Consider the following 26355-nt stretch of genomic DNA (forward strand, 5'->3'; position numbering starts at 1 on the left):
ATAAAGTTATTCCATTAAGGGCCATATTATTGAATAACATTGTTCTATAATAGATATCCAAACGAGGGTTTGGTAAAATTGCTTTTACATCCATTAGATTTCACAAAAATTTTTAAACTTTCGGAAATAGCAGCTGAATGGTAAAACCACGCTTATATTTTGAATCAACCTCAATTTCAACTTGCAAATCGTCACATAATTTTTTCACTAAAAACAACCCCATCCCTGTAGATTGCTTTTGATTGCTAGTATCTCCTGTAAATCCTTTATCAAATATAAATGGCAAATCCGATTGCAAGACCCCTAGTCCATTGTCAGCAACTTTAATGTAATAGCGGTCTTTGGCATGTTCAAAACCTGTTTCTAGCCAAATCAAACTCTCACTATCTACGTTTCGATATTTAATTGCATTTACAAATAACTGGATTAAAATAAAATGAAGCACTCTTTCATCAGATACAACGGGTATGTCATTTATCTCCGTATAGACACTTACATGCTGCTCTTCCAATAATGATTGTAGCTCTAGTAATACATCTTCAAAGCATGCCACAATAGAGACCTTTTTCAAGCTATAGTCAACATGCACAGCTTGTAGCTTTGCATAAAATAATATGCGTTCTACGTAATCATTAATCGTTATGTTTGCATGATTTAGCCGTTGATAAACCAACGGGGACATTTCATCTTGCCGATTTTGTAAGACAAAATGAAGTAACGAAAGTGGTGTTTTAATTTCATGCACCCAGTTTTCTATAAAAGTTTCATATTCTAATGACTGGTACTTCGCCTCTTGAAATTCATCATGTAGATGACGTAATTGATTAGCCAAATCATGCAGTGGTTCCTTATGTATGTCACCTAAAACTTGTAGCAACTTAGCCTCATGCTCAGCGGAAGGCTCTCTTAAAAACTGATAAAACGTGTTTTTTTGCTTCTGTTGTTTTTTCCATGCAAGGAGCGCTCCTACCAAAATGCTTATAAGGGTAAAAATGAGCATCGTCAACACTAATAATTTAAATGTCTCTGGATACGCAACCCACGCTAAAAAAATAAAAAACCCGCTATTTGCACAAATAAGCAAAATCCATTGACGCGATTGCTGTAAAATATGGAGCCAATCTAATCGCCTCATAGGGACTCACTCCCTATTAGTTGATAGCCAACACCTCTAACCGTTTTAATCTGATGTGACACGCCTACTTTATCTAATGTTTTACGAAGTCTGGTCATGTTTACTTGTAGTATATTTTCGTCCACAAATTCACTACTTCCCCACAATTTATGGAAAAGTTGCTCCTTTTCAACAACCCCCGGTGCATATTGTATTAAAAGCTTCATAATGGTGCCTTCATTTTCAGATAATGAAAGTGAATTGTGACCAATATATATTTCATTCGTTTTCAAATCTAATTGGAAATTTCCCCAATTTAAAAACATCGGCATTTTGGCATATAGTTGTTGTAGCTTTTGTATTCTTGCAATGAGTCTTTTCGGATGACAGGGCTTCGTTAAAAAGTCATCGGCTCCTAACTCTAATGCATGCAACTCATCTCGTATCTGATTACGAGCAGTTAAAATTAGAATCGGACCAATTCCTTTCATTTTTAAAGTACGGCAAATTTGAAAACCTGATAAGTTAGGTAAATTTAAATCTAACAATACTAACCCCGGCTTGACAGCGATGATATCTTCAACAGGTGTATCAAAAGAAGAGATACTCACTACAGAATACCCCTCTTTTTGTAAAATATTTTGTAATTCTTCGCGTAGGAAAATGTCATCCTCTACAATGACAATATTCGCCATACCATCACCTCTACTTAATTTCTTTTAACTTCCTGATTTCTCCATCACTCTTTCGTTGAATCATCCGAATATAGCCAACTTCAATTACAATAAATAATAGCACCACTAAACAAATGACGATACCATTTTGAAGACTGAAAACAGTTCCAGGCATGGCCGTTAATAAAGCCCAAATGCCAAAAATTCCACTAATAAATGCTACCGAAATAGCTAAGATGAAGTATAGCCAAATTTGCTTGCGTGCAGATGTACAAATTGATTCTACATCTGCACCGAGCATCGCTAACGTTTGATAGCGACTACGCGTGCTTCTTTGCTGCATTAAAAAGTTTAAGCCTAGCACCGTATTGGCGATAATTAAAAACATGACACCTAAATAAAACGTTGTATAACTGCCCGCTACCGTATAAAATAACTGTCTACCCATGCTCGCAAGATAGCTCTCATATTGCAAGCCTGTCGAATTAAGTACTTGATCGACTTCAAGCATCGCCTGCATAAGCCCTTTTTCTTCAATGAACTCGTCTTTTAACGTCATATTCCAAAGCCAAGTTTCCTCAGGGTCAAAATATTTCTCGAATACGGCATCCGGTACAATCAACGAATACATTAACGTAATGGCTCGATCTGCCACAATCTGATCCGAATATAATGTTGGCAATAATGTATATTCGTTTTCCGCTATTTCAACTGTTGGATTTTTTTTCAATGTGTCTTTTAATATATCATAAGTCGCTCCTGTATCGTCACTTGTATACATGGCTATCTCATTATCAGTTAACTGAATCGGCTTCTTTCCAGCTGCCTCAAGCATCGCATTATAGCTCGATAATGAAATAAAATACGGCATATCCTGCTGCGATAAGTTGTTTAATAAGATTTCTTTTGGCTCTGAATCGGCTTGACTCGATACTGTTTCTAGTAAGCCTGTCCATGCTAAATGATAATTTAATACTGGCTCATCTTCAGATGTGTAAAAATTATGTAACGCCATCCCATAAAAACTATCAACGTAAGATGCTAGCTCATCAGATTTAATCAATGGCTTAATTTCATCTTCATTACCATTAAACGTATAATCAACAGTTCGATTAGTTACAGCGCTATTCGTTAACGCTGTCGATGTACCAAAAGCAAAGCATACCATCGCCATTAGAATTAGTAATGATGATATTGCGAGTGAACTCCATTGATGCAATACATTTTCTTGTAGCTGTCTCGCGGTAAATATCGATAAACCTGTCGAAGAACTTCCTTTTCGCTTCACATAAACACCAATCATACTTCCTAAGCCACGGAATAAAATAAATGTCCCGCACACACCAACAAGCAAAATCAACGCAAATACGCGATAATCAAAATTTCGTAAATATAAAATCGCCATACTGTAAGCGATGCATAAAAAAATCGTCCCGAATAATAAAGCCGCTCCAGATAGTAAGCTCACAGCGCTCCATTTAGGCGTCATTGTACTTTGCGACTTTTCCTTATCCTCATGAAGTAATTCAATCGGCTCTTTTTGACTCATTGTAAAGCTTAAAATAAGCATCGCTAGCAGTTGCACAAGGAAGAAGCCACAGATCGTCAAGCTAATGCCTGTCCATGAAATACGGAACGCATGACCTATTATCCCCATGCCAACTAAACGTGATGTCGTTAAATTTATAAGCGCTGTTAAAAACAATGAAATCGGCAGACCAATACACAGGGCCACAATGCCGTTCCAAATCGTTTCGCCCATAATCATGAGAAACAGCTTACTTTGCTTCATCCCCATCATTAAATACAAGCCGAACTCATGACTGCGTTGCTGAAGCTGGTAGCGATTTGCAAAATACACGAGGAAGAACACGAACACTAATGAAACTGCATAAAGCACTGGAATTAGTAACAACAATCGCTTTACTGCATCGCTTTCAATCGTCTTCAAATACAGCATTACATCTTGCTCACCTAATGACAAGATCACATAAAACGCCACAATTGATACAATAAGCGATGCAAAATACACACCGTTTTCCTTCCGCGTTTTGCGGCTATTACGCTTCACAAAATCAAAGAACATTACTACTACCTCCAGCAAGCTGCGCCATCACCATAACGATTCGCTCATAAAATGCCTCCTGCGATTCGCCCGGTACATTTCTACGCAGTTCATGGAACGTGACACCGTCTTGGATAAACAAAATTCTTGAGCAGTAGCTAGCCGCATTCGCATCATGCGTCACCATTAAAATAGTAGATGCCTGTTGTTGATTATGTTCAGACAGCTTCTTCATTAAAATCTTGGCGTTTTTCGTATCTAACGCACCAGTCGGCTCATCCGCTAACACAATGCTAGGATTTGAAATAAGCGCTCTCGCTGCTGCAACCCGTTGCTTTTGCCCACCAGACAATTGTGACGGAAATTTATTTAACAGTTCTTCTATATCAAATATTTTCGCTAATTGCAGCAACTCTTGTTCCTGTGCCTTTAAATTAATCCCATGAATCGCTAACGGCAATATGATATTTTCTTTCGCCGTTAAATTATCAATCAGTTCAAATTGCTGAAATAAATAGCCTATTTGATCGCCTCTATAAGCAGCGAGTTGTGATCCTTTGAACGACGAAATATTTTGCCCTTCTAGCAATATTTGGCCTGATGTTGGCTTCAGCATTGTGGCGATTACATTTAGTAGCGTCGTCTTGCCTGAACCACTCGCACCCATAATGCCAAGAAACTCCCCTGGTAAAACATCAAAAGTTACGCCTTTTAATGCCATTGTTTCATTTTGTCCCTCACCAAAAACTTTACGTACTTCTTTCACTTCAAGTAATTTATTCGAAGCATTCATCTGTATAGCCTCCCATTTTTATTCCTAGCAATACCTTACTACAAAAAATCGGGGAATTACTCTTACAGTTGTTGTAAGATTTGAAAGAACTTTATATTTAGGCGACTTAAAGCAGACAATGCTTTATAGACGGGGCTAGAAAAGGAGAATCATGTACTAACAGATTACATCTACAATTTAAAATCATAGATGAAATCAGTCAGTAATATTTGAAACTATTAATAGTAGGGGCTTTAGATGAAAAATAATCTTCAATGTAGTGTAGTGCTTTAATTTAAATTTCTATAATTAAATAAAAGAAAAATCCCCGCTTTCAATATAAAAGTAGGGATTTTTTGCGTTTTAATAGACTTAGGGATTGGTCAAAAACGCAGTAGGCTTTATTAAGAAAAGCGCCTCATAGTGGAAGTCCAACTTCTACTAAAATGGATATTAACTAGTACTCTAGCAGCTTTTAGCAGAAGAATTACAAACTCGCTGGTAAGTGATGTTTATTCATTTCTAATGCATTCGTATGTTCTTCTAAAACAGCGACTGTTTAAGATGAGGCTTAGCATAGATAATGGGATAATCCTTTTCATCAAACACTTCATTTACACGAAAAGCTAATTTTTCTTCTTCGATTGAAAATTGGGCACTAACTCCCTTTTTATTCCCTCGAGCATCTCTACTCTAATCCATTTCATTACAGAAACAACTCATAAACTTATTAACATCTATTTTAATCGGACTTTCAAAAATGGATTCTTCTTTTTTTATAGTAAAAAACGGGTTTGTGAGGCATTTTTTATTTAAACTTTATTGCAAAGCAACACTAAATCGGTACAGGATTACTTCTCCGCCTTAGCTTTTAACCACTAAAAAGATGACTCCAGCAACTTATCGGAGTCATCTAACCGGCTTTTCTAATTTTATTTCGTTGTAAAATTTCGGTTACCAGTGGTTTCAAAACATGTACGAATTTGCTGTGTATCATCAGAGAATGTTAAGCTTAATAAAAGCAAAAACGTGCTTTTTGTGCTAGTAAGTCCCCTGCAGCAATAATATTTCCTGATCCACCGTATACTTCACCCGAACCTACACGGCTTGTAGAAGCGAAAATTTTATATACATTAAACAGTCATAACTATGTTTGGAAGGTGATATAACATTGCTAGAGTTAAGAAAAATTAATAGTGACAATTATGAAGAATGTTTAAATTTGCGTATAATTAATACCGAGAGTAATAAGTTATGCAAATTTTTAGATTTTTCTTTATATTTATATAGTAATTTTGTATATTTTAGGATTAATTTGGATGATAAGCTTTATCCTAGGGGCCTGTATTTTTCCCAAAACAAATTTGCAAATAAAAAAAGCCTGGCGATACCATGGCACATCTGTTGTGCCATGTTCCCATGCTTTCCATTTCATCTTTTACGGTGATGCTCCTTTGATGAAGCGATTATCCTTTATATAAGCTCACACTATGAAGTTAGTTATTAGTAAGAGCTCGCTTTTTCTGAACGTACATATTTTTCAATTTAGCGTAGTAAGCCGCTGCATGTACTGCCCCTGCATCCGTTTTACGTAAAGCAAACTCAAATGCCTCCACTAAATGTTCTGTATTAACCAATTCACTTCTAATTTTAATTAAATCGTAATGCTTATAGTTGTCAGGTACTTTCGATAAAATTTCCTGATCCCCCGTAATTGAAATTAAATGATCGTCGTTAAAAAATAGTTGTAGCATAGTCCATGTCCCCTTTTCTGTTTAGTATCGTGATGTCACCCTTTGATCGGCTTGCTTCAGCCCGTTTTTAACACGCTGTATTTATACGGCTTCTAACCATTACCCCGTTTTTTGCAAAATGAATCACTAATCACTCAAAAAATCTCTATTATTACAATTATTCAGAAAAATGAAATCCTAAGCCAGTAAATCCGGTATAATATATCTATAAAGACTGTATTACAGTTATGACGAAGTACTTGGAGAGGATATACATCTATGAAAATAACACGCGTCATTAAATATAATTTAATCCGGCTATTTCGGCTTAAATCTGGTCCACATCAAGTTGCTTCAGGGTTAACAATCGGTTTTATCCCTAGCTGGCTACCTACATTCGGACTTGGCCCAGTTCTTGCCGTCGGTATGGCAAGACTCCTGAAGGCGAATACCGTTTCTGCACTTGTCGGCGGTGTCCTAGGCACTTTTATTTGGCCGCTGCTTTTCTTTTTAAATTATAAGGTTGGGAGCTTACTACTCGATCGAAATATAAAAGTCGATGAATTTAATGAAGTAGAATACATAGATGCGATTGAACATACGTATACCGGCATTGTGAATTCTCATTCGAGCGGATTCACCTTTCTAACAGGGGCCATGTGCAATATAGTGATCTCCTCGATTCTCATATACATCATGGTATATATTATGTTTAAGACATACCGGGTGAGGATTTTAAACAAAATTCGATGAGTTGGAAATCCTCCCCACTCACTTGGCAGAATTACGGGAATATTATAAAATTACTTTTTAAAATATCGAAGTAAGCAAGGTGATAAAATGCCCTACAGGGGAAGAATATTGGCAACAGGAATCGTTCTCTTATTTAATATAATCCGTTATTTCTACTATCATCAGTATTTAGCTCTGCCCTTTTATTGGACATTTTTCGTTTTAACAGCCATTTTCCTCAGTATCGCCTGGTGGGCCGGCAAGCAATTTGATAAGGTCAAATACCTGTCAGAAAGAGATCCGCTAACCGGTACATATAACCGACGTGCTGTAGAAGAATACTTCCACAAGGCTGCAAAGATATGCGATATTAAGAAACAATCATTAGGGATCATCATGCTCGATTTAAATAAATTTAAAGAAGTAAACGATGAATTCGGTCACCATAAAGGCGATGAACTGCTCATACAAGTTGCCACAGCTTTAAATACATTTGTTACGAAACACGATTTAGTTGCAAGATGGGGCGGCGATGAATTCGTCGTTCTCGTAGACAATATGAAGGAAAAATCGGCCGACGACTACGTAAAAAAACTCCAACTAGCGATTACGCTGCAAAATGCGGAGAGCTTCTCGAATGTTGAGGCTTCCGTGGGATATGCCATCTACCCTCAGCACGGAAAGAGTTTTCAGAAGCTTGTGCAAGAAGCGGATGCTTATATGTATAGGGATAAGAAGGACAAGTGACGTTGCTAAATTGCTCGTTGCGTCATATATAAACGAATCTTGCGCCCACCTGAATATTTCAGGGGGGGCGCTTTTTTATCGTACAAATGGAACCTATGCATTGTTATGTTAAACAAATCCTATACTTGAGGAAGGAAAGATTTGTTCAGTGATTAGGCGCATCAGCACCGATCACTTTAAATTATCCATGAAGTTTTTTATTGCGTCCATTCGTATTTTTGAGTTGCACTCTTCACAACGAAAAGTTTTGCTCTCTCTTTCTTTGAATTGTCTATATCTCATTGTAACTTCATATAATTTGAATGTTTGTCTACAACTACTGCACTCGCTTTCGTCGTAAAGCATAGTTTCCCTCCTACTGTATGGTCCATTAGTTTTTAGTTGATTGCTTGAAAGAAACAATCAATTTTCCGAATTTAGCGGCTTCCTTTGGATATGCCACAGTGAAGTGCTACCATCCAATATGAATCTAGTTCTTTGCTTATTTTCTTTATGTAAATTACATCGAACGCCCGGGTAACATCCCTGAAAACTATTTGAAATAAAAGATGCTTGTACCCAAAAACATTTGAGCCAAGCAATAAATAATATTATTTTAGAGCGGCCACTATTTGATCTGACCGCCTATAAAAAGAATTGTTATTCTTTAGAAGCCATTGTGTTCAAATATAATTATTTATAGGAGAAAATATGATTATTCCCGAAGATACTTTTATCACCCCTGAGGAAAATGTAATGAATGTGAATTTTTTTAATCTCCGCCCCCGCCGCAGCTTGAGCAGGAACTATTAGAAGAACAAGAACTCTTAGATGAGCAGGAACTACAGAAGGTTGCGGATCCGCAACTAGTACAACTCGATGAACTGTTGCTGCTTATTTTCATATAACTTGTAAAGTCATCATAATGAAAATAAGAAACAGACAGGAAAGGTACGAGCATTGCGTTGTAATTTTGCTGATTCTTACTTTTTTTCATCATTTCATGTATCACATTTTTCTCACGATTTTTCACTTTACCTGCTGTTTTTTTCATGGATGAAATAAGCGCGAGAATAGTATTCATATAGTTGCTGTCTCTTTTAAAATAGATGTCTATTAATTCATCTTCATTTAACTCTTTAAACGCATCTATGATATTTGGATGTACAGGGTTTCTGAAAAAACCATTATAAAGATGAATGTTTTCCCTTCTTATAAAAAAGAGTTCAGCATATACCCAATCAAAAAATCCGCGTAAATCAGGATCAGGTTCTATATTTATATTTGGACTATGATGAAGTTTTGTTCCAAGATATTTCTTTGAAAACTCATCATATTCACGGGTAAACATGAGCATCTGATGCCATAATTCATCTACTTTCTCACTAAACATAGGTGCCTCTTTTAAAAGAGAAGTCAAAATAAAATAACGTTTTAAATCCGAAAGACGCCACTCATACTCATTCTCTTTTAACCTATTCTCTCTCCGTACACGCTGTTCCGCATTTTCCATATAACTTTTGCTAAGAGATTGCTCCAGGTTATCACTAAGCTTTTTTAAACCTTTAAGCGGTTTGGTCTCTAGCGACTTTGGAGGCAATCTAAATTTGAATGAGCGTTTTTTAATTATGAATAAAACAAACCAAATAAAAACTGCAAGCAGGAATAACCATTTCATCTAATTCCCCCATTCCTATCCGAACGTTATGTATTTGATCAACTGCAATGCAAAAACCTTATAACTGTAATGTTAACAAATTCTAATAACTCCCTCAAATATTCATAAAGGAAATATCAGTGCAGGAGGGGGTAGGTAAATTGAAATTAAAGATTCATTACCTGCCGAAATCTAAATTTGCTATGATCGTAGAGTTTTATGACGATAAACATGAAATAGCGAAGGTGGTTGAAAAACGTACGCTGAAGGCACTTGAACAGGATAAAACAAATAAAAAACCTGAGATATTACTTTATTCTTAACAGCATTAAAGTAAACTATTTGTGTATTCAACGTTGCGTTTTTTGCCTAGTCTCCCTACATTGATCTTACTAAGGTTTTAAAGAAACCATTCACCTTGAGCAATTTTTTTTACTTTACCTCCTACATAAACATTAATTTTCCCGTGATCATCATCTTTTAACAGTTCGTTTTGAATGATATATGCAGTTCCTGAAGTCGGATGACCAGCAAAAGGAACCTGTATTTCATACTAATCTAAAGAAATAAAGATAATTTTATTCAACAATAATGGCAAAGGCAATTAAAAATGAGTCCGGTACAAACGGACTCATTTTACCAAAGCTGCCTATGCGAAATAACCGTGTCTAACTGGTCACTTCAAACATTAGCTAGAAGTGAACAACCGGCAGCTACTGATTGATTTCCGTCGACTCGGCTAATTTCATTAAATAGTACTGTTCTTCCCTAGCCATGTGGTCAGCCATGGATGCAGAAAATGATCCTAACACTTCTGCGGTTAACTCCATTTCTTCCAGTTCATTCAAAAAAGTTTTAAATAAGCCCATTTCCACTTCAACCTCAGAGTTAAATCGGGTTAACGCCGGGAACTTCTGTATATTCGTACGTAAATAGCCTGTTAGTTCCACTGCTTTCAAATAAAACTGATCAAAGTGTTTTGTAAAGGTACTGCTTTTTTCCTTTAGTCTTTTCTCTACGCCATCCAATCGGTCATTAATGGCACCTGCATGACCGGAAGCATCTACAAGCCAGATGAGATGGTGATGTAATTCGTGGAATATTGGCGGTATTTCTCCCTGTTTGAGATAGTTTAATAATACGTAAATATTCTTCTAATTCGTTCACCATATGGTTTAAGAATGTAGGTGTTAAATGGATTTTCATTTCGCCCGTAATGTGCCGTTCAATTATCGATAGTTTGAAGGCCCTTAATTCATTTACCGCTTCTTCAACATTATTAGCGAAAAGAAGCGCATTGGATTCGTTAAGTGATCTTACTTGAGAAAGAAGTTGATCGAATACCTGTATAAAGGAAGCAGCTCTAGAAATATCCTCTATTTCAGATGGATATAGTGAATCATAGATAAATCGTGAATGATCTCCCAGCACCTGAAGCCAAAACTGATGTTCAAAAACAGCACTCTTCATATAATTTCCCACGCTATTTACATCCCCTTTTTTCACACTGGTATTCAATTTATTCAGCTTGAAATTAATTTATGAGAGATATTGAATTGGATAATAAATTTTTAACAATAATTCTAGCTAATAAAAGATATTAATGTACAATAACTAATGAGTATTTTATATGGAGGGACCCACTATTGAAGAAATGGCTAGTACTGAGTGTATTATTGGGGATGCTTTTATCGTTGGAATATAAAGCGGAAGCATCCTATTTTGATAGTTATATGAAAGATGCGCCGTTTTGGCCTGCAGATACACGTATCGAAAAAATACCGGATTATTCTAATGATTATTACCGGATGAAGGTTGATGAGGATTCACTTGTGACATTTACATTTGATGATGTTACTGAGCCATATAAAGCTTCCATTTTAGTTGTGTTATTGCAAGACAATGGATCCGAACACGGAGATTCCTTTGCTTTTATGGAAACTACGAAGGAGGACGGAGACGAGGCTAAAACAGTTCATCAGATCCAATTACGTGCAGGCCTGTATTATGTACGAATTAATGGACCTACTGGACAGCCGTACAATGCAGCATACACAGTTGCTCCGCTACAGTCGGCTATTGATGTAGAACCAAACAATATGAAACACGTTGCGAATCCAATTCCACTAAACACTACTATTAAAAGTTTTGGAACTGTCAGTGCATTCAAAGATTATTATACTTTTACACTGAATGAAACAAGCAAAGTAACATTGCGGACAGAAAAATTTATGCGTAATTTTTCAGATCCCTCAGTTAGATTGTATATAAATGTTGATGGTGACAAAAGAGGGCGTTTTTTATCAACAATGACAAATCCTTTTTTTACCGATTCTGAAACGGAAATTTTGCCACCTGGAAGCTATACGGTGGAAGTGGAGGCAAATGTTAGGTATAGTCCGACTTATCAATTTATATTAAAAACGGAAGCCATTGAACAACCGGAAACCTATAAAAATAGTATTTTTGGTACAACACTCAAAGCTGGCCAGAAGATTCGGGGCTTTTTAGGGCGTAATGATGAATACTATTTTACGTTAGATCATGATCAAAAGGTGAAGTTTACGATTACCACCGATTCGAAGGAATTAATGGAGGCAAGTCTTGAAAAAGCTGATGCTGCCGGTAACTATTATCAAATTTTAGATTATCATCGTGAGCAACAGCAAGGGATGTATACGATTACGGCACTGTTACAGGCAGGAAGTTACATGATAGAGCCAGATACGACTGCGTCACAAATAGAGGAAGTAAATTATACCATTCAATTTGATGAAGTAACGTATAGTGATGTGCCAACGTCTTATCGTTATCATAAAGAGATTATGGGTCTATCTACGCTGGGGATTATTCAAGGGTATACAGATGGCCAGTTTAAACCAGCAAATTCGATAACACGCCGGCAAGTGTTTACGATGTTATCTCGCACTGATCTAGAGCTAATACCGGTACGCGAAATGATTCAGTTTAAAGATATGAAGCGTTTCAGTGATGATTATCAGCAGATTTTACCGTTTTATAGTGCGGGAATTGTGGACGGTTCAAATGGAAGAATGAATTTAAGAACTAACCTAACACGTGCTCAGCTTGCGAAAATTTTAGTGAATACATTTAATTTAAAAATGCAAGGTCCATCTACGGAATTTAAAGATGTATCTTCAAAACTTTCTGCTTATGAATCTATTCAAATATTAGCCTCAAATGGCATTACGAAAGGTAGTAACGGATACTTCATGCCAAATGAACCAGTAAGCCGTGAACATTTTTCTGTGTTTTTATATCGCTTGTTTGAAAATCTGAAGGAATCGTAATTCAATATAACACTCCTTTAGCTGAAGAAAGCGCAATTTTTTCAAGAATTGCACCCGATTGTTGAACAGTGAAAATTGTCCTATAGAGCATGCGCATAAATTTTTGATTAAAGCACCCCATAGTTTCAAACATTACATCACCAGCATAATTCCTATATTTAAAAACCGACCTTTCTAATATAAAAAGGTCGGTTAAGGTTAAATTCAATGATGCTCTAAAAAAAATGAACCATGATGATGGTTCATTTTTTTTGATCCAGTTTAACGAACTTGGAATGAAGTTGTTGCGGAACTGCTAGTGTAATTTTGTTTCGTTGTTTCACTCTTCACTTTATAAAAGCCTTTTACTGTGAATAAGGATGTCGACATATAGCATGTAAATGCGCCATTTACATTAGTCAGCCCTTTTAGAGTCGTTATTCTGCCGGTTGGAGAGGTAATCGAAAGCGTGACATTTGCATTGGATAGAGCCACTGCCTTGGCATCCACTACTTTCGTTGTAATTGTTACTCTTTCTCCTCCCAGGTAGGATGTTTTGTTGGTAGATACCGTTGTATTGGTTGTTAATGCAACAGGTGCTGGTGTGGTTGCCAAAACAATTGGAGCTTGAATTAAACCGAATCCAAAGAATGTATCTTTCCCAACCAAGCCCAAATCCACAACGTTACTTTCTAGTTTTTTTCGTAAGTCCGAAGCAGAAAGCATAGGGTATGCTTGTTTTAATAACGCCAGATTACCTGCTACATAGGGTGCAGCCATTGAAGTACCGCTCATATAAACATATTGGTTTCCGATGAATGTACTTAAAATTCGGTCCCCAGGTGCCGCCACATCCACCGCCGTACCTGTTGATGAAAAGTAAGCTCTCGCATCTAGACTATTAGTTGCAGCAACAGCAATAGTTGAATCATAGCGGGCCGGATAATTGACAGTATCTCCGGTTCCGTCAGTCTTTCCACTATTCCCTGCAGCGGCAACAACTAATACTCCTGAATTGTATGCTTTATTCACTACTTCTTTTAATGCTAACGATTCACTTGACAAACCTAAACTTAAGTTGATGATATTCATTTGATTCGTAATGGACCAGTCAATGCCTGAAATAATATCTGAAACATAACCGCTGCCATCTGCATCCAAAGCCTTTACTGCATAAATATTTGCATCTGGTGCAACTCCTATTGTTCCAATCGTATTGTTTTTCGCACCGATAATTCCTGCTACATGTGTACCGTGGCCGTTATCGTCTTGATAACTAGTAGTGTAGTCGGTAAAAGCTACCCCACCGGCAATGACTAAATCCTCGTGTGTGGAGATACCTGTATCAATAACAGCGATTTTAGTCCCCTTTCCTGTCACGCCACTTGACCAAGTTTTTTGTGCGTTGATACGTTGAATTCCCCAGTCTTGCGTTTGGGCGGAAACTTGTACAACATCATCTTTTTCCACTGCTGCAACATTTGGGTTATTTCTCAAACCTTTAATTGCTGTTGCTGGCACTGAGATCGCTAAAGCCGGAACGTGTTTATACTCACGGTTCACTTGGCCTTTTGCATTGGAAACCAGATTTTTATCTACCTTTTCTTTAAATAAAATAATGACCCTCTCTTTGTCATTGCCGTTTCTAGCATTTTCTTTTCCTGTAACTTTCGCGGCTGATACATTGCCAGAAAGAAGAGAAAATAAGAGTATAAATACAAGCCAAGTAGCTATGTTTTTCTTCAAAAATAACGCCTCCCTTAAATTTTTACAACGACTCTCTTATAAGGTCGTTGTAATTTTCTCGGATTTTTCCGAATTCATTGTAAATATCGTCACCTTTTTTAACATTTTAATAGATATTTCAAAAAAATTAGTTTTATTAATATAAAAAACTATAACTATTTTACTATTGAAACAAAAGCAGTCATTGGCTATTCTTAAAGAATATTTTTCTGACAAAAAAAAGCAAATCCTCGTAGTTTAGGTAAGAGGATTTGCTTTTTTATCTTTTACTTTAGAGAGGCCTGTATTTCATCTATTATTTTTATTTCACAATCTGGCCCTTTAATGAAATATCACGTTAAACTCACAATTATTGTTTTAATAGCTTTTTAGGATGAACGGGAGTATAAAGCTAATTATCGAATAAATAATTATAATAATAAGCGCAAAGGGAAACTTTTTATGAAAGGCTTCAATTTGTGAACGTGTTAATGCATCTTTTTTTAATAGTTTATGGTACTTAAATAGATTAATTAATATTACAAAAAGCAGAATACTAATAATAATGTAAATAACTTTAAATAAAACAATAAACATTTTTGGTTCCTCCTAACTACCCCTTAACCGATTATTCTTCTGCCTCATCGTTCCATTCATCGAATTTTGATATGCTCACTCATTAAATCAGCCTAAAAAAGTTGTTTCATTTAGAGTTCATACCAAAGATTATACGTGTTAAACTGAATCTATAGTGGAATTTTGAAAGTAGGTTGTTCAATGGAATTTGTCATCTTTTTTATGATTGGAATTATAGGTAATGTAGTCGGTACATTGGTCGGAGGAGGGGGACTGATTAGCTTACCCACGATGTTACTTATGGGGTTACCCGTGCATTCAGCAATCGGTGCAAACAAGGTTTCCAATACTGTCAGTTCGCTCTCAAGCTTTCTTGTCATAATAAAGAGAAAGGAAATTTCCAAGAATGAAGCATTATTAGTCCTAATGTTTTGTCTTGGAGGAGGTATTTTAGGTGGACTCATTGCTTCCTTTTTAAGCGGAACTACCCTAACGATTATTGCCATCATTTTATTAAGCTTTGCATTTGTAACTTCTTTCATGAATACAGGTAATTTTGATGGAACTGAACAGTTTCATGCAAATAAAAAATCAGGAACTGCACTAATTGGTATAGGAATGTATGACGGAATGTTTGGGCCAGGAAGCAGTACACTTGCGATGTATTTATATGCAAGCCAAAAAATTTCCTATATTCGAGCAGTTGGCTTAGCAAGAGTTGGCGTTTTTGCAAGTTGCTTTGGTTCTGCCATCACTTACATAGCAACGGGTAAAATACTCTGGCCACTTACCATAGCATTAATGCTTGGATCCATTGTTGGTGCACAGTTCGGAGTAAGATTAGCTCGTAAATTAAAAACGGAACATGTGAAACCACTTCTTAGATTAGTAACAGTTCTTTTAATCGTACAAATAATTGTAGATTACTTTGGAAGATAGTTATTTAACTGAAACCCCTTAGTTGAACAAAACAAAGTTTTTGTTGACCTAAATCCACCCAATATTAACAGTATCATCATGAAAGAATTCTATAACATATTTTTGCGTAATAAAGTAAAGATATAAATCATTTCCTAACCAGACAATATCTTCTATCTTACTTAATAATTCTCCAGTTAATTTAGTTTTTACACATGGATGATCATTGTATCCCCAAAAGATATATATAGGAATTAAAGTATCAAATCCTTTAGAATTTAGAAGGGAAGAAATGCTTTTAATTCCTTGGTCATTTAATTCAATTCGGTTAACAATAGCATTTTCCCAGTCAATTCTGTTCCAAGAAGTAATCGGGAAATTTTCAGAGAAATCATTTACAATTGAATCACTATTACTAGAATTTAGAATTTCAAATAATTCCGTAATTGTAGCTGTTGCACCCAACTCATTCGCAAGTTTTAAGCGATTATCACGGAAATCAATTGCATTCAAATAAGAAGAAAATCAATAAAAGAAACTTCATAAAGCATTTCCCCTGAAGTAATTTCAAGTAAAAAAGACACCTTCTCAATAAAGAAAGCGCCTTTTTGTATGTTTTGAAGAGATATAAGGGGCTACCCCTGCACCCGTTTCATTGTTATTTATTTAATTTACGATATTAATGGAGCATGATAGAGCCGCCATCAACCATCAATGTTTGACCTGTTATATACTTCGAGTCTTCCGAAGCTAAAAAGACAGCAGCCCGTCCGATATCTTCTTCCGGATCACCGAATTTACCCATCGGAATACCTTCAAGTACCCCTTGATAGTATTCAGGCTGTGCTTTGGCCCATGCCTGTACACCCTCGGAATTTGCGATTGGTGAGATCAAGTTGGCTGTAATACCATCTGCACCAAATTCATTTGCTACGACACGTGTAATCCCGCGAATTGCTTCTTTCGCTGCTGCATAGGCAGCTTGTGTTTTATGTCCCTTTAAACCGGCACCTGATGCAAAGTTAATAATATTGCCACGTGTTTTCTTTAAATGTGGAATAGCCGCTTGCATTAAATACCATGTAGGGTAGAAGCCTGTATCCATTGACAATGCTAAATGTTCTGGTGTTGTTTCAAGGAATGGTACTTGTTTAGAAGCGTGCGCATTATTTACTAGCACATCTAAACGGCCATATTTCTCGACAACTTGCTCCACGACATTTTTTAGTTGATCATGCTTTGTTAAATCAAATTCAATAAAGCTAGATTCTGGTGAGTATTGCTGTAAATCCGCCAATACTTTTGCGCCTGCTTCTGGATTGAGATCAACTGCCACCACAATTGCTCCCTCTTTTGCCATTGCACGACCTATACCAGCGCCAATACCGCCAGCACCACCTGTAATGATCACTACCTTGCCTTTTAATTTCAACTAAATTTCTCCTTCTCAGAAGAATCACAAATCTACCGTGATTGTTCCTAGTATCGTTAATATATTTTTTATTATTAACAAATTAAATATACAACTTCTTCATTTAAGAGGCAAATTATTGTATGCAGATTTTAGAACATCTTTAACTATTTACTTCTACTTCTTTTTATTCTTTGTCCCATTTTTTTATATTGACTGCGTGACCTTGCTCCCGAAGCTTAGGCATTACCATACCCATAATTTGCCTATAGAACAAATTCAAAAATTAATTAAATATTCAAAACTTTACAAATAATTTTCTTGATGATATATTCGGCTTGAAACTTTGAATACAGTTATCAAAGTAGTTATGTAAGCGTTTTATTTTTCAAAATTGGTGAGGAGGGTTTATTTATATGGCAAATTTAAATAACAAAATAGCCATCGTTACTGGGGGAGCTTCTGGTATTGGGTTGGCAACAGTAAAGGCATTTGCAGAAAAAGGGGCAAAAGTGGTTTTGGCAGACTTCAACGAACAAGCAGGTAAAGCGAAAGAGGAAGAATTAAAAGCTGAAGGTTTCGAGGTTTTATTTGTTCAAGTAGATGCTGGAAATGAAGAGTCAGTAAAAAATCTTGTTGCGATAACTGTTGAAACATACGGAAACTTAGACATCATCGTTAACAATGCTGGTATCGGCGCTCTAGGTGAAATGCATGAATTATCTTATGAAGATTATCAACGAGTTATTCGTGTAAATCAAGACGGTGTATTCTTCGGAACCAAATATGCGGTTCAAGAGTTCCTTAAAACTGGCGGCGGTGTCGTACTAAACACGTCCTCTATCTTAGGACTTGTTGCTGAAGCCGGGGCATATCCTTATGTCGCTTCAAAACATGCCGTTGTAGGGATGACCAAATCCTCTGCACTTCAATATGCCTCTCGTAATATTCGCGTTAATGCTGTATCTCCTGGGTACATTGAGTCAGGTATGGTAAACAAAGAAGCTCTTGGAGAATTCTACGAAGGACTTGTTGCCAGACACCCGATCGGCAGACTTGGAGACCCAAGCGAAATTGCTCATGCTTTCGTTTTCTTAGCCGAAAATGATTTCGTTACAGGTGCAGTGATTGCTGTTGACGGTGGATATACAGCCCAGTAATTCAACGTACTCATTTAACAGGAACCCAATAATTAAAAGAATTGGGTTCTTTTTTATATATACCATAAAATACCATTCAGTAATAATGACCCTATAATAAAACGAGCGCTGATTCTTGTTTCAGAAGGTAGTGACCCCTATAATTGAAGAAAGTACTTTCCTTATTCATGGAAAGTACCCGATTTCTATTTATAGTTTAAAACCAGTAATGATTATTGCTCCATAATACGAGAACAACTTCTCAGAAAATTTGGTTCGTACCAATTTGTTTGAACACATAATCACAGGAAACTGACTAGGTTCCGTCCCTTTTCTTTTGCATCATACAACGCTTTATCACAGCGGGATAACAAGGTTGTATGTGTATCGCCTTCTATGTAGATAGCTACGCCAAAACTGGCAGTTACTTGCCCAATTTCATTAAAAGGATAAGCTTCAAGTTGTTGCCGCAGACACTCAGCAAGCTCCAGCGCTTCAAATGTTCCTGTATGAGGTGAAATCACTAAAAATTCCTCTCCACCCCATCGTCCGACCACGTCGGTCTTGCGGATATTTTCTTTTAAAAGATTTGCTGTTTCCTTAAGTACCATATCACCGACTTGATGGCCGTAGTGGTCATTGACTGCTTTGAATTGATCCACATCTAGCAAAATAAGGGCTAGCGGCATTCCCTCTGATTTGGCTATCTGTAATTGTTTATCTAACTGAAAATCCAGACTCATTCGGTTTGCAATCTTTGTGAGGCGGTCTGTATTTGCGAGCTGTTCAAGCCTTTGTGTTGCGTCCTGGAGTTGTTTCGTCCGCTCTTGTACTTTTTCTTCTAGTTTGTTGTTCATTTCTTTTTTCATTATATTAATCTTATCGCCAAGGGCCAATGAGAGAAAAATTGCTTCAAAGCAGCCAGCAATGGCAGGTAAAAGTTCATATTGATGCGGATGGAACGGAATCCATCCTAAAAAACCGAGGGCTTGAATTAGTATCGTCCCAAGCAAAACCGTCCAGCCGACCATATAAAAGCGAGCCATTTTAAACCCCTTCAATAACATAACTAAACCGGAGAACCAAAGAAAAGCTAACACGATTACGGTTAGGGAGCTAAGCATATTATTGACGGTTTCAAGTTCCGGTACGAGGAAGGTGGAAACAAAAGAAAAAATTGAGAGCCATAAAAAGATGTTGAGCACAAGGTTATGCCTCGGTAAATGTTTTTTTAGTTCCAGGAATTCCTTTCCAAATAAAATCATAAAGACAACCATTAAATTGCCACTCATCGCTATTGTTCGAAATATGAACCACTCCGAAAAAACATGGCCGAAAAGTTCAAGGTCAAATGAATTCATTGTGGCTTGGTACGCCATAAAGCTGAACATATAGAACACATAGTAAAAATATGTTTTTTCTTTGAAAGAAAAAAACAAGAACAGGTTATAGAGCATGAGTCCTAACAAAAAACCGTAAAATATCCCAGTGGAAAACTTATAACTCATAACGCTTTCAAGAAAGCTGCTATTTTTATACAGATAAGAAGTGAACATGAGCGGCATTTCACCATAAAGCGCAATATACACATCCTCCACATCGGGCTCTTCAATCGCTATCAAGTTAGAGCGGTACCGGATTGGTTGACGATCAAGCTCGGCAATGCCTCCTTTTTGAACGGTATAAGAGCCGTCTTCTTTAACAAAATACACATCTACGTGATCTTGCTTGTCAATGCCTTCAATCACATAGTCACTCGTGCTCCCTTGAATGAGTTCACTAAGTGGCAGCCGAAGCCATACTGTATCAGTTGTATGCCAAAAAAAGGGATATTTTTGGGTGCTCGGTTTAAAGCTTGAATCATACGTTCCGTGAATCAGATCTTCAATCGTCACTTTTTTAGAAGAATCGTGAAACACATCGAAGTGAAGACCGAGAACGATACGATTGACCTCAGAAGATCCCTTGACTGATAGGGGAATCAGGAACAGCAAGATTATACAGAAGAAGGCGACCCGATGCATTTGCTTTAGTTGGTTACATTTGTACGTCCTCATGACGTGGGACCCCTTCCTCCAAGTTTGTTTATTATTCTTCATGCTACAATTATACTATTTTTTGGTTAAATTGCCTTTAAAAGTTTTCTAATAGATAGAGTAATATTTAAGATTGTTCAATAATTCGGCTATTTATTCAATTAAATGGTCCGATTGTTGAAAGTTTCTCAATCAATTTTATATAATTTTATTGTTAATATTTAATTTATTTCTCCCCTCTTATTAAAAGAAAAATAAAGTTATAATTTAAAATCAGCCATAAGATTTCCATAAAAAATAAACCACCAACCACCAGTAGGGGATTTTTGTTTCCAAAAATAAAAAGCATAAAACCGGTATATTACCGAGCTTATGAGGCAGAACTAATTTTTAATCATCTTTACTGTACAAATCCAATTCTTTTGGAAGGAATAGTAAGCACCGATCACTTTAAGTTATTCATGAAATTCTTTATTGCATCCATGCGTATTTTTGAGTTGCACTCTTCACAACGAAAAGTTTTACTCTCTCTTTCTTTGAATTGTCTATATCTCATTGTACCTTCATATAACTTGAATGTTTGTCTACAACTACTACACTCGATTTCGTAGTAAAGCATAGTTTCCCTCCTACTGTATGGTCGATTACTTTTTAATTTACCGTTCGAAGACGGTAACCAGTTCGTTATCTTAAATGTACCATTTGGTAGGATGTTCATGGGGCGCTATTTCATTTACTTATTACGATTTCTGAAACTCTAAACAAATTGGACATGCTTTCCTTTTGGCCTGCTTATTCACTTTTTCTTCCCACTCATGATTCCGTTTACACATCCACCAAATTTTACGTTGAGAAGTGGGTGCTATTTCAGATGCGGACACTTTATTTTTAAAGCGATGGAAAACTCGTACCAGTTCAGGGGAGTAATTCCTTCTCATTTGCCGCTCCAATCCCTTCTCGAAAGTCATTTTAATCTGATGCCTCCGCTCAGAAATCCCCCTCAATAAAGATCTTAAAATCTTTTAAAAGAATTAAAATATATATATTGTTGCGTTAAAACGCAACCGTATGATGTCCCTGTAATTGAATAAAGCAATTTTCTTATTCAAGAAATTTGCCCGTTTATTCAATAACAAATGTCATTAGTTTTATTCGTTTACAAGGTTAAGAACAACAATATGCCCAAACATCGCTTTGTAAACGTTTTTCATTTTGCGTTTTATTAGTCTTCTTTTTAAAATATAATAAAACAAAAGGAGGAGAATTATGGAAATAAAAACTGACGACTTAACAGATATTCGCACACTTGAACTTATTGAGGTACATTTAGCTGGTATGGCAGAAAATTCTCCGGCTGAAAGTAGGCATGCATTAAATATTGAAGGACTCAAACAAGCCAATATTACTTTTTATAGTGCATGGGAAAACAACGACATTATGGGATGTGGAGCTTTAAAAGAATTAACGCCAGAGCATGGGGAAGTAAAATCTATGCGAACAGCAGAGAAACATTTGAGAAAAGGTGTGGCTGGAGCGATATTACAACATATTATTAACGAAGCTAAAAAACATGGTTACACGAAATTGAGTCTAGAAACAGGCTCAATGGATGCATTTAAGCCGGCACATCGTCTATACGAACGTTTCGGGTTTAGATATTGTGAACCTTTCGATAATTATTTAGAAGACCCCAACAGTGTATTTATGACAATTAATTTATAATTGATGAATTAAGAAAAGATTGTATGAACATTCAAAGTTAGATCTAAATAACCTTCAAGAGTTTATAGTCAAAAGATAAATCGGTAAACGTTGTTGTATCAGGGTTTACCGATTTTTTATTGGAACATTATCTATACGAGAGTTTATGCAAGACAATGAATCGTTACTAAAGCAGCTTTTATTATTAACTAATATCTGCTCTACCTTTTCTTATTCAAGGAAAGTGCCCGATTGTTGTATAAGGCATCAAATCAATACGATTTTAAAAACGGAGCTGAAATATAATTATTGCAGGGGGCATAAACCGGGATGCTAATGGATTTTTATAATCTTGGCAACAACCATTTTGTTGAGGCATCTAATAATTAAAATACCTGCTGACAGTCTTTAGTATTAGGTCGTTTTTTATCATTATTTTAAAAGCAAAACACATATGATTTGTTCTTTTAAGCGGATTACAATTTTCGGATTTTTTTATTTTCCCCAACTAACATTATGTTTCCTACCATTGTTTTCCCCCAACTCCAACTTTATATTAGAAAACTGCTTCTAAAGGAAAAAATGCAATTGATTTTAATCGGATTGCAGTATTGGATAATAAATTTGTCCTCTACCATACATACTACAGATGAGGTGGGTTAATGACGATTGTACGATTAGGATATGTTGCGATGAGTATGGAGCTAAAAAATGCTTCTCCGTCTCAAACGATGACGTTTACACAATTCCAAAAAATTAAGGATCGTGAAGCGGCCATACGAAAGTTAGAGCGGATTGCACTGAAAAATTTAGAAAATACATTTAGGCTATTAAAACATAATGTCTTTAAGGAAATTCATTTCTATCGCTTAACCTCTCGATTGATTCCTCTAGCTAACCATGAAGAACTGACTGATTGGAATTATATAAAACCGTTATTAGAGAAGTTAACTGAAATTGGTGAGTACGCAACAAAACATAATATACGAATTGATTTTCATCCTGATCATTTTGTCGTTGTGAATTCACCTAAAACAGAAGTAGTCAAAAATTCTTTAAAAACGTTAAAGATGCATTATTTATTGTTAAAGGGAATGAAAATAGATCCGACACACCGATGTGTTCTTCATGTTGGTGGCAACTATAAAGAAACCGAGAATTCCCTTGAGCAATTCGTCGATAATTGGATGGATGTTCCAAGAGCCATTCAAAAAATGATTATCCTTGAAAATGACGATACTTCTTTTACAGTAGATGATACGCTATATTTGTGTGAAAAATTAGAAATACCTCTTGTATTTGATTATCATCACCATCTTGCTCATCATTATAATGAAAAATGGAATGATAAGTGGGACCGAATTGTCGCTACTTGGAAGGATTCACCGCTGCCAATAAAAATGCATATTTCAAGTCCTAAAAACGAGAAAGAATTCCGCCATCATTCCGATTATGTGGACGTAGACATGTTTTTCAGATTTTTAAAAGAAATTAAAGGAACAGTACCGGAAATACATTGTATGATTGAGGCAAAAAAGAAAGATGAAGCGTTATTCCATTTGATGGAGGAAATAAAACATCGTGAAGATGCAGAAATCATTGACGGTTCATCTTTTTATTTAAAGTGACAATAACTGGCACTGCTAACAAGCCCCCACCTCTATTAGTGTTGGGGCTATTCGACGATTACAATCATTTCTGCTGGACACCTAAGGTTATGAATGAAAGCAGATCAAATGTTTGAAATTACTTTGCTAAACAATTATGAGAAATATAAACACATTTAAGTTAGGATAGCCCTCTCTAAAAGGGGAATCAATATAAAGAGGAGGTGAATGGATGGATGAATGAACGAATAGTCAAGTGGTTACTGGTTACGGGGTTTTTATTTTGTTTGCCTATAATAGTTATCATGAGCGTTTACGCGAACGAAGGACCCTTGGCAGACGGAGCAAGGCAATGGTTGAAAACTGACTTACAGGTTAATGCGGAACAAGATTTATCTGACCTTAAAGGAGTAACTGAAATTTCCGTGCGGGATCCTGTGCAGCCTGTTGACCTAAGAATTTTACAACAACGGTATCCAGAAATATTTTTCCTACAAGGTCCTACTGATCAAAAACGAATTGCTTTAACTTTTGATGATGGTCCTGACCCACGGTTTTCAAATGATGTATTAGATGTATTAAAACAGTACAATGTTCCAGCAACATTCTTCGTTTTAGGTTCAAAAGCCGTTGCCAATCCTGAAATTGTCAAGCGAATGCAAAACGAGGGTCATGTAATCGGAAATCATACCTACGCCCACCCTAACCTTGTCGAAGAAGCTGACCTCGGAACGCTTGAGAGGGAAGTAACTAGAACGGAAGATGCTCTTAACGAAATTATTGGTTACCGGACAAAATTATTTAGACCACCTTATGGCTTCCTATACAATGAATTAGTCGAGAAGCTTGGGAAAATGAACTATTACGTAATTGCCTGGGATGTTGATTCGTTGGATTGGCAAGAAGACCCGCCAGAAGTTATTGCTTCGAGAGTAGTAGACAACATTCATCCAGGCGCGATTATTCTCATGCACGATGGTGCAGAATCGACTGGGGATCGAACGAATACAATCTTATCACTTCAACAAATTATTCCGAAACTGCAAGAGCAAGGCTATGAATTTGTCACAGTTCCAGATTTGTTGTGTATTCCATTTGAGAAATAAAATGATTAAGGTGTTTAAATACATCTTAAAAAGAGGACATATTCCCCGCGCTGGAATATGTCTTTTTTAAGCAATTCTTTACCAGATCACAGCCCCAATCACTGATTCCAATATTATAGAAAAAATCCCTTATATTAACTATCATGTAATATGCTAAAATAAGTTGGCTAAACGAATACTACTGTTGAAGATTAAGGAAATTTAGAAGTATATCCTGATAAAATCAAGATATACTCAGATTTAATTATCTATATCCTTATAATGAGAAAACTCGAATAGCTGTATAAGCTAAACCATACCCTCTCTTTGAATCATGAGGATCCAGACGGTATCAGTGCACAATTCTTTAATCCTTACTGATGCTTTTGTTTTTCGTTTTATACTGGAAATTCACAAAATAAATGCTGATGGCTACTAGCAGCATCCCGATAACCAGTGAATAGGTCACCGTTTCTCCTAAGAAAAGCACTCCGAGAAGTACCGCGACAATCGGAATGAGAAACGTATAGGAACCAACTTTGCTTGCCTCACCAGCGTTAACTAGATTGTAGTAAAGGATGTAGGCTAACGGTATGCCAATGGTCGCGCCAAAGCCGAGCCCTGATAGATAATTCCGATTCCATTCGATGGCAGACCAGCTTTCAAACACCGATCCGGTACCTAAAAGAAAAATCCCCCCAATGATACATTGAAGTGCTACCATCCAATACGCATCTACTTCTTTGCTTATTTTCTTTACGTAAATTACTCCGAACGCCCAGCTTACAGCAGTTAGTAACCCGAGCGTAACGCCGATTGCTGAAACATGGACTGTCAGACCATCCACACTCACGACCGCAACCCCTACAAATCCTAGAAACAACCCGAGGACTTTGACGGGTGATAAAGATTCACCGAGTAATAGCCAAGCGAAAAGTCCAAGTAATACCGGTTGAAAATAGACCAGAACGGAAAACAAGCCACTCGGTAAATAGAGCAATCCGGCCGTCTGAAGTCCGAAAAACAGAATCGTATTAAAGAAAGCCCCAACACAGTACTTTTTCCAGTTTTCCCGCCAATTTACTTTTTCTCTAGACTTCCAAATGATAATTGTCAGCAGGATGCCTCCTAAAAGCGCACGTTGCCCGGCATAAAGCAATGGCGGTGCGTAGGGTACAGCTAATTTATTGATTGGCCAACTCGCGCCCCAGATTAAGATGAGGGCAATAAGTGCAACAGTCGATTTTTTAAACACTATCTATATCCCCTTTCATCGGCAAAAAGCATGTCCCTATAATCACTGCAAAGTTCAAAGAGACGATGCACGGTTGCATCGCCTCATATTAGTAAGAGTATTTCCACACCCTACCTTTACAATCTATCTTACTATGAAA

General features: G+C 36.6%; 21 protein-coding genes and 1 pseudogene. 9 read left to right on the plus strand and 13 right to left on the minus strand.

All coding sequences use genetic code 11. The annotated features are described in order from the left end of the window. Positions 1-112: 112 nt before the first annotated feature. The 5 genes from AC0VXV_RS16045 to AC0VXV_RS16065 all read right to left on the minus strand — a co-directional run bounded on the left by AC0VXV_RS16045 (position 113) and on the right by AC0VXV_RS16065 (position 6379). Positions 113-1135 carry a sensor histidine kinase gene (locus AC0VXV_RS16045; RefSeq protein ID WP_475529193.1) on the minus strand — a complete coding sequence of 341 codons (1023 nt, stop codon included), beginning with the start codon at positions 1133-1135 and terminating at the stop codon, positions 113-115. Then, positions 1132-1809 carry a response regulator transcription factor gene (locus AC0VXV_RS16050; protein WP_475529194.1) on the minus strand — a complete coding sequence of 226 codons (678 nt, stop codon included), beginning with the start codon at positions 1807-1809 and terminating at the stop codon, positions 1132-1134. The genes AC0VXV_RS16045 and AC0VXV_RS16050 overlap by 4 nt, the downstream gene beginning before the upstream one ends. Positions 1810-1819: 10 nt before the next feature. Then, positions 1820-3874, minus strand: coding sequence for an FtsX-like permease family protein (locus AC0VXV_RS16055; RefSeq protein WP_475529195.1), 2055 nt, complete (start codon positions 3872-3874; stop codon positions 1820-1822). Then, on the minus strand, positions 3864-4646 hold the full coding sequence (locus AC0VXV_RS16060; RefSeq protein WP_475529197.1) for an ABC transporter ATP-binding protein: 783 nt from the start codon (positions 4644-4646) through the stop codon (positions 3864-3866). Before AC0VXV_RS16060 ends, AC0VXV_RS16055 begins: the two co-directional genes overlap by 11 nt. 1475 nt (positions 4647-6121) lie before the next feature. After that, positions 6122-6379, minus strand: coding sequence for a UDP-glucose 6-dehydrogenase (locus AC0VXV_RS16065; RefSeq protein ID WP_475529198.1), 258 nt, complete (start codon positions 6377-6379; stop codon positions 6122-6124). Between the two features lie 258 nt (positions 6380-6637). Here AC0VXV_RS16065 and AC0VXV_RS16070 point away from each other — a divergent pair, with 258 nt between their 5' ends. Continuing rightward, positions 6638-7111, plus strand: a complete 474-nt coding sequence (locus tag AC0VXV_RS16070; RefSeq protein WP_475529199.1) for a DUF2062 domain-containing protein — start codon at positions 6638-6640, stop codon at positions 7109-7111. Positions 7112-7219: 108 nt separating this feature from the next. Next, positions 7220-7837 carry a GGDEF domain-containing protein gene (locus tag AC0VXV_RS16075; RefSeq protein WP_475529200.1) on the plus strand — a complete coding sequence of 206 codons (618 nt, stop codon included), beginning with the start codon at positions 7220-7222 and terminating at the stop codon, positions 7835-7837. Positions 7838-8588: 751 nt separating this feature from the next. Here AC0VXV_RS16075 and AC0VXV_RS16080 read toward each other — a convergent pair. Continuing rightward, a complete protein-coding gene (locus AC0VXV_RS16080) occupies positions 8589-9494 on the minus strand; it encodes a glycine-rich domain-containing protein (RefSeq protein WP_475529201.1) in 906 nt (301 codons plus the stop codon). Between the two features lie 140 nt (positions 9495-9634). Between AC0VXV_RS16080 and AC0VXV_RS16085 the strand changes: the two genes are divergently transcribed. Continuing rightward, on the plus strand, positions 9635-9796 hold the full coding sequence (locus AC0VXV_RS16085) for a hypothetical protein (RefSeq protein WP_475529203.1): 162 nt from the start codon (positions 9635-9637) through the stop codon (positions 9794-9796). 390 nt (positions 9797-10186) lie between these two features. On the opposite strand, the pseudogene AC0VXV_RS16090 reads toward AC0VXV_RS16085, so the two are convergent. Then, positions 10187-10943, minus strand: a pseudogene (locus AC0VXV_RS16090) (DUF2935 domain-containing protein). Between the two features lie 176 nt (positions 10944-11119). Between AC0VXV_RS16090 and AC0VXV_RS16095 the strand changes: the two are divergent. After that, positions 11120-12784 (plus strand): S-layer homology domain-containing protein, encoded by a 1665-nt coding sequence (locus AC0VXV_RS16095; RefSeq protein ID WP_475529205.1) that lies wholly within the window; start codon positions 11120-11122, stop codon positions 12782-12784. 261 nt (positions 12785-13045) lie between these two features. On the opposite strand, the gene AC0VXV_RS16100 is transcribed toward AC0VXV_RS16095, so the two are convergent. Continuing rightward, positions 13046-14509 carry a S8 family peptidase gene (locus AC0VXV_RS16100; RefSeq protein ID WP_475529206.1) on the minus strand — a complete coding sequence of 488 codons (1464 nt, stop codon included), beginning with the start codon at positions 14507-14509 and terminating at the stop codon, positions 13046-13048. A 756-nt stretch (positions 14510-15265) separates the two neighbouring features. On the opposite strand from AC0VXV_RS16100, the gene AC0VXV_RS16105 reads away from it, so the two are divergent. Then, complete coding sequence (locus tag AC0VXV_RS16105) at positions 15266-16003, plus strand: sulfite exporter TauE/SafE family protein (RefSeq protein WP_475529207.1); 738 nt, start codon at positions 15266-15268, stop codon at positions 16001-16003. Between the two features lie 48 nt (positions 16004-16051). On the opposite strand, the gene AC0VXV_RS16110 is transcribed toward AC0VXV_RS16105, so the two are convergent. After that, a complete protein-coding gene (locus tag AC0VXV_RS16110; protein ID WP_475529208.1) occupies positions 16052-16495 on the minus strand; it encodes a CDI toxin immunity protein in 444 nt (147 codons plus the stop codon). Positions 16496-16661: 166 nt separating this feature from the next. Further along, positions 16662-17414: an SDR family NAD(P)-dependent oxidoreductase gene (locus AC0VXV_RS16115; RefSeq protein WP_475529209.1), complete on the minus strand. Its 753-nt coding sequence runs from the start codon at positions 17412-17414 to the stop codon at positions 16662-16664. 395 nt (positions 17415-17809) lie between these two features. On the opposite strand from AC0VXV_RS16115, the gene AC0VXV_RS16120 reads away from it, so the two are divergent. Then, complete coding sequence (locus AC0VXV_RS16120; protein ID WP_475529210.1) at positions 17810-18553, plus strand: SDR family NAD(P)-dependent oxidoreductase; 744 nt, start codon at positions 17810-17812, stop codon at positions 18551-18553. Positions 18554-18834: 281 nt separating this feature from the next. On the opposite strand, the gene AC0VXV_RS16125 is transcribed toward AC0VXV_RS16120, so the two are convergent. Then, positions 18835-20589 (minus strand): sensor domain-containing diguanylate cyclase, encoded by a 1755-nt coding sequence (locus AC0VXV_RS16125; RefSeq protein WP_475529211.1) that lies wholly within the window; start codon positions 20587-20589, stop codon positions 18835-18837. Between the two features lie 719 nt (positions 20590-21308). Continuing rightward, a complete protein-coding gene (locus AC0VXV_RS16130; RefSeq protein ID WP_475529212.1) occupies positions 21309-21536 on the minus strand; it encodes a zinc-ribbon domain-containing protein in 228 nt (75 codons plus the stop codon). Positions 21537-21834: 298 nt separating this feature from the next. Here AC0VXV_RS16130 and AC0VXV_RS16135 point away from each other — a divergent pair, with 298 nt between their 5' ends. The 3 genes from AC0VXV_RS16135 to AC0VXV_RS16145 all read left to right on the plus strand — a co-directional run bounded on the left by AC0VXV_RS16135 (position 21835) and on the right by AC0VXV_RS16145 (position 24982). After that, entirely contained in the window at positions 21835-22290 is a 456-nt protein-coding gene (locus tag AC0VXV_RS16135; RefSeq protein ID WP_475529213.1) for a GNAT family N-acetyltransferase, read from the plus strand. Between the two features lie 641 nt (positions 22291-22931). Then, a complete protein-coding gene (uvsE, locus tag AC0VXV_RS16140; protein ID WP_475529214.1) occupies positions 22932-23897 on the plus strand; it encodes a UV DNA damage repair endonuclease UvsE in 966 nt (321 codons plus the stop codon). 215 nt (positions 23898-24112) lie between these two features. Next, a complete protein-coding gene (locus AC0VXV_RS16145) occupies positions 24113-24982 on the plus strand; it encodes a polysaccharide deacetylase family protein (RefSeq protein ID WP_475529215.1) in 870 nt (289 codons plus the stop codon). A 346-nt stretch (positions 24983-25328) separates the two neighbouring features. On the opposite strand, the gene AC0VXV_RS16150 is transcribed toward AC0VXV_RS16145, so the two are convergent. Continuing rightward, on the minus strand, positions 25329-26216 hold the full coding sequence (locus AC0VXV_RS16150; protein WP_475529216.1) for a DMT family transporter: 888 nt from the start codon (positions 26214-26216) through the stop codon (positions 25329-25331). Positions 26217-26355: the final 139 nt, after the last annotated feature.

This window comes from Solibacillus sp. iso_87 (assembly GCF_056173085.1).

Excerpts from the sequence above, each read along its gene's own strand:
- AC0VXV_RS16120 (WP_475529210.1), top strand. The coding sequence starts at position 17,810 with ATGGCAAATTTAAATAACAAAATAGCCATCGTTACTGGGGGAGCTTCT.
- AC0VXV_RS16105 (WP_475529207.1), top strand. The coding sequence starts at position 15,266 with ATGGAATTTGTCATCTTTTTTATGATTGGAATTATAGGTAATGTAGTC.
- AC0VXV_RS16065 (WP_475529198.1), bottom strand. The coding sequence starts at position 6,379 with ATGCTACAACTATTTTTTAACGACGATCATTTAATTTCAATTACGGGG.
- AC0VXV_RS16145 (WP_475529215.1), top strand. The coding sequence starts at position 24,113 with ATGAATGAACGAATAGTCAAGTGGTTACTGGTTACGGGGTTTTTATTT.
- AC0VXV_RS16125 (WP_475529211.1), bottom strand. The coding sequence starts at position 20,589 with ATGAGGACGTACAAATGTAACCAACTAAAGCAAATGCATCGGGTCGCC.
- AC0VXV_RS16135 (WP_475529213.1), top strand. The coding sequence starts at position 21,835 with ATGGAAATAAAAACTGACGACTTAACAGATATTCGCACACTTGAACTT.
- AC0VXV_RS16045 (WP_475529193.1), bottom strand. The coding sequence starts at position 1,135 with ATGAGGCGATTAGATTGGCTCCATATTTTACAGCAATCGCGTCAATGG.
- AC0VXV_RS16060 (WP_475529197.1), bottom strand. The coding sequence starts at position 4,646 with ATGAATGCTTCGAATAAATTACTTGAAGTGAAAGAAGTACGTAAAGTT.
- AC0VXV_RS16055 (WP_475529195.1), bottom strand. The coding sequence starts at position 3,874 with ATGTTCTTTGATTTTGTGAAGCGTAATAGCCGCAAAACGCGGAAGGAA.
- AC0VXV_RS16070 (WP_475529199.1), top strand. The coding sequence starts at position 6,638 with ATGAAAATAACACGCGTCATTAAATATAATTTAATCCGGCTATTTCGG.
- uvsE (WP_475529214.1), top strand. The coding sequence starts at position 22,932 with ATGACGATTGTACGATTAGGATATGTTGCGATGAGTATGGAGCTAAAA.
- AC0VXV_RS16050 (WP_475529194.1), bottom strand. The coding sequence starts at position 1,809 with ATGGCGAATATTGTCATTGTAGAGGATGACATTTTCCTACGCGAAGAA.
- AC0VXV_RS16080 (WP_475529201.1), bottom strand. The coding sequence starts at position 9,494 with ATGAAATGGTTATTCCTGCTTGCAGTTTTTATTTGGTTTGTTTTATTC.
- AC0VXV_RS16130 (WP_475529212.1), bottom strand. The coding sequence starts at position 21,536 with ATGACTTTCGAGAAGGGATTGGAGCGGCAAATGAGAAGGAATTACTCC.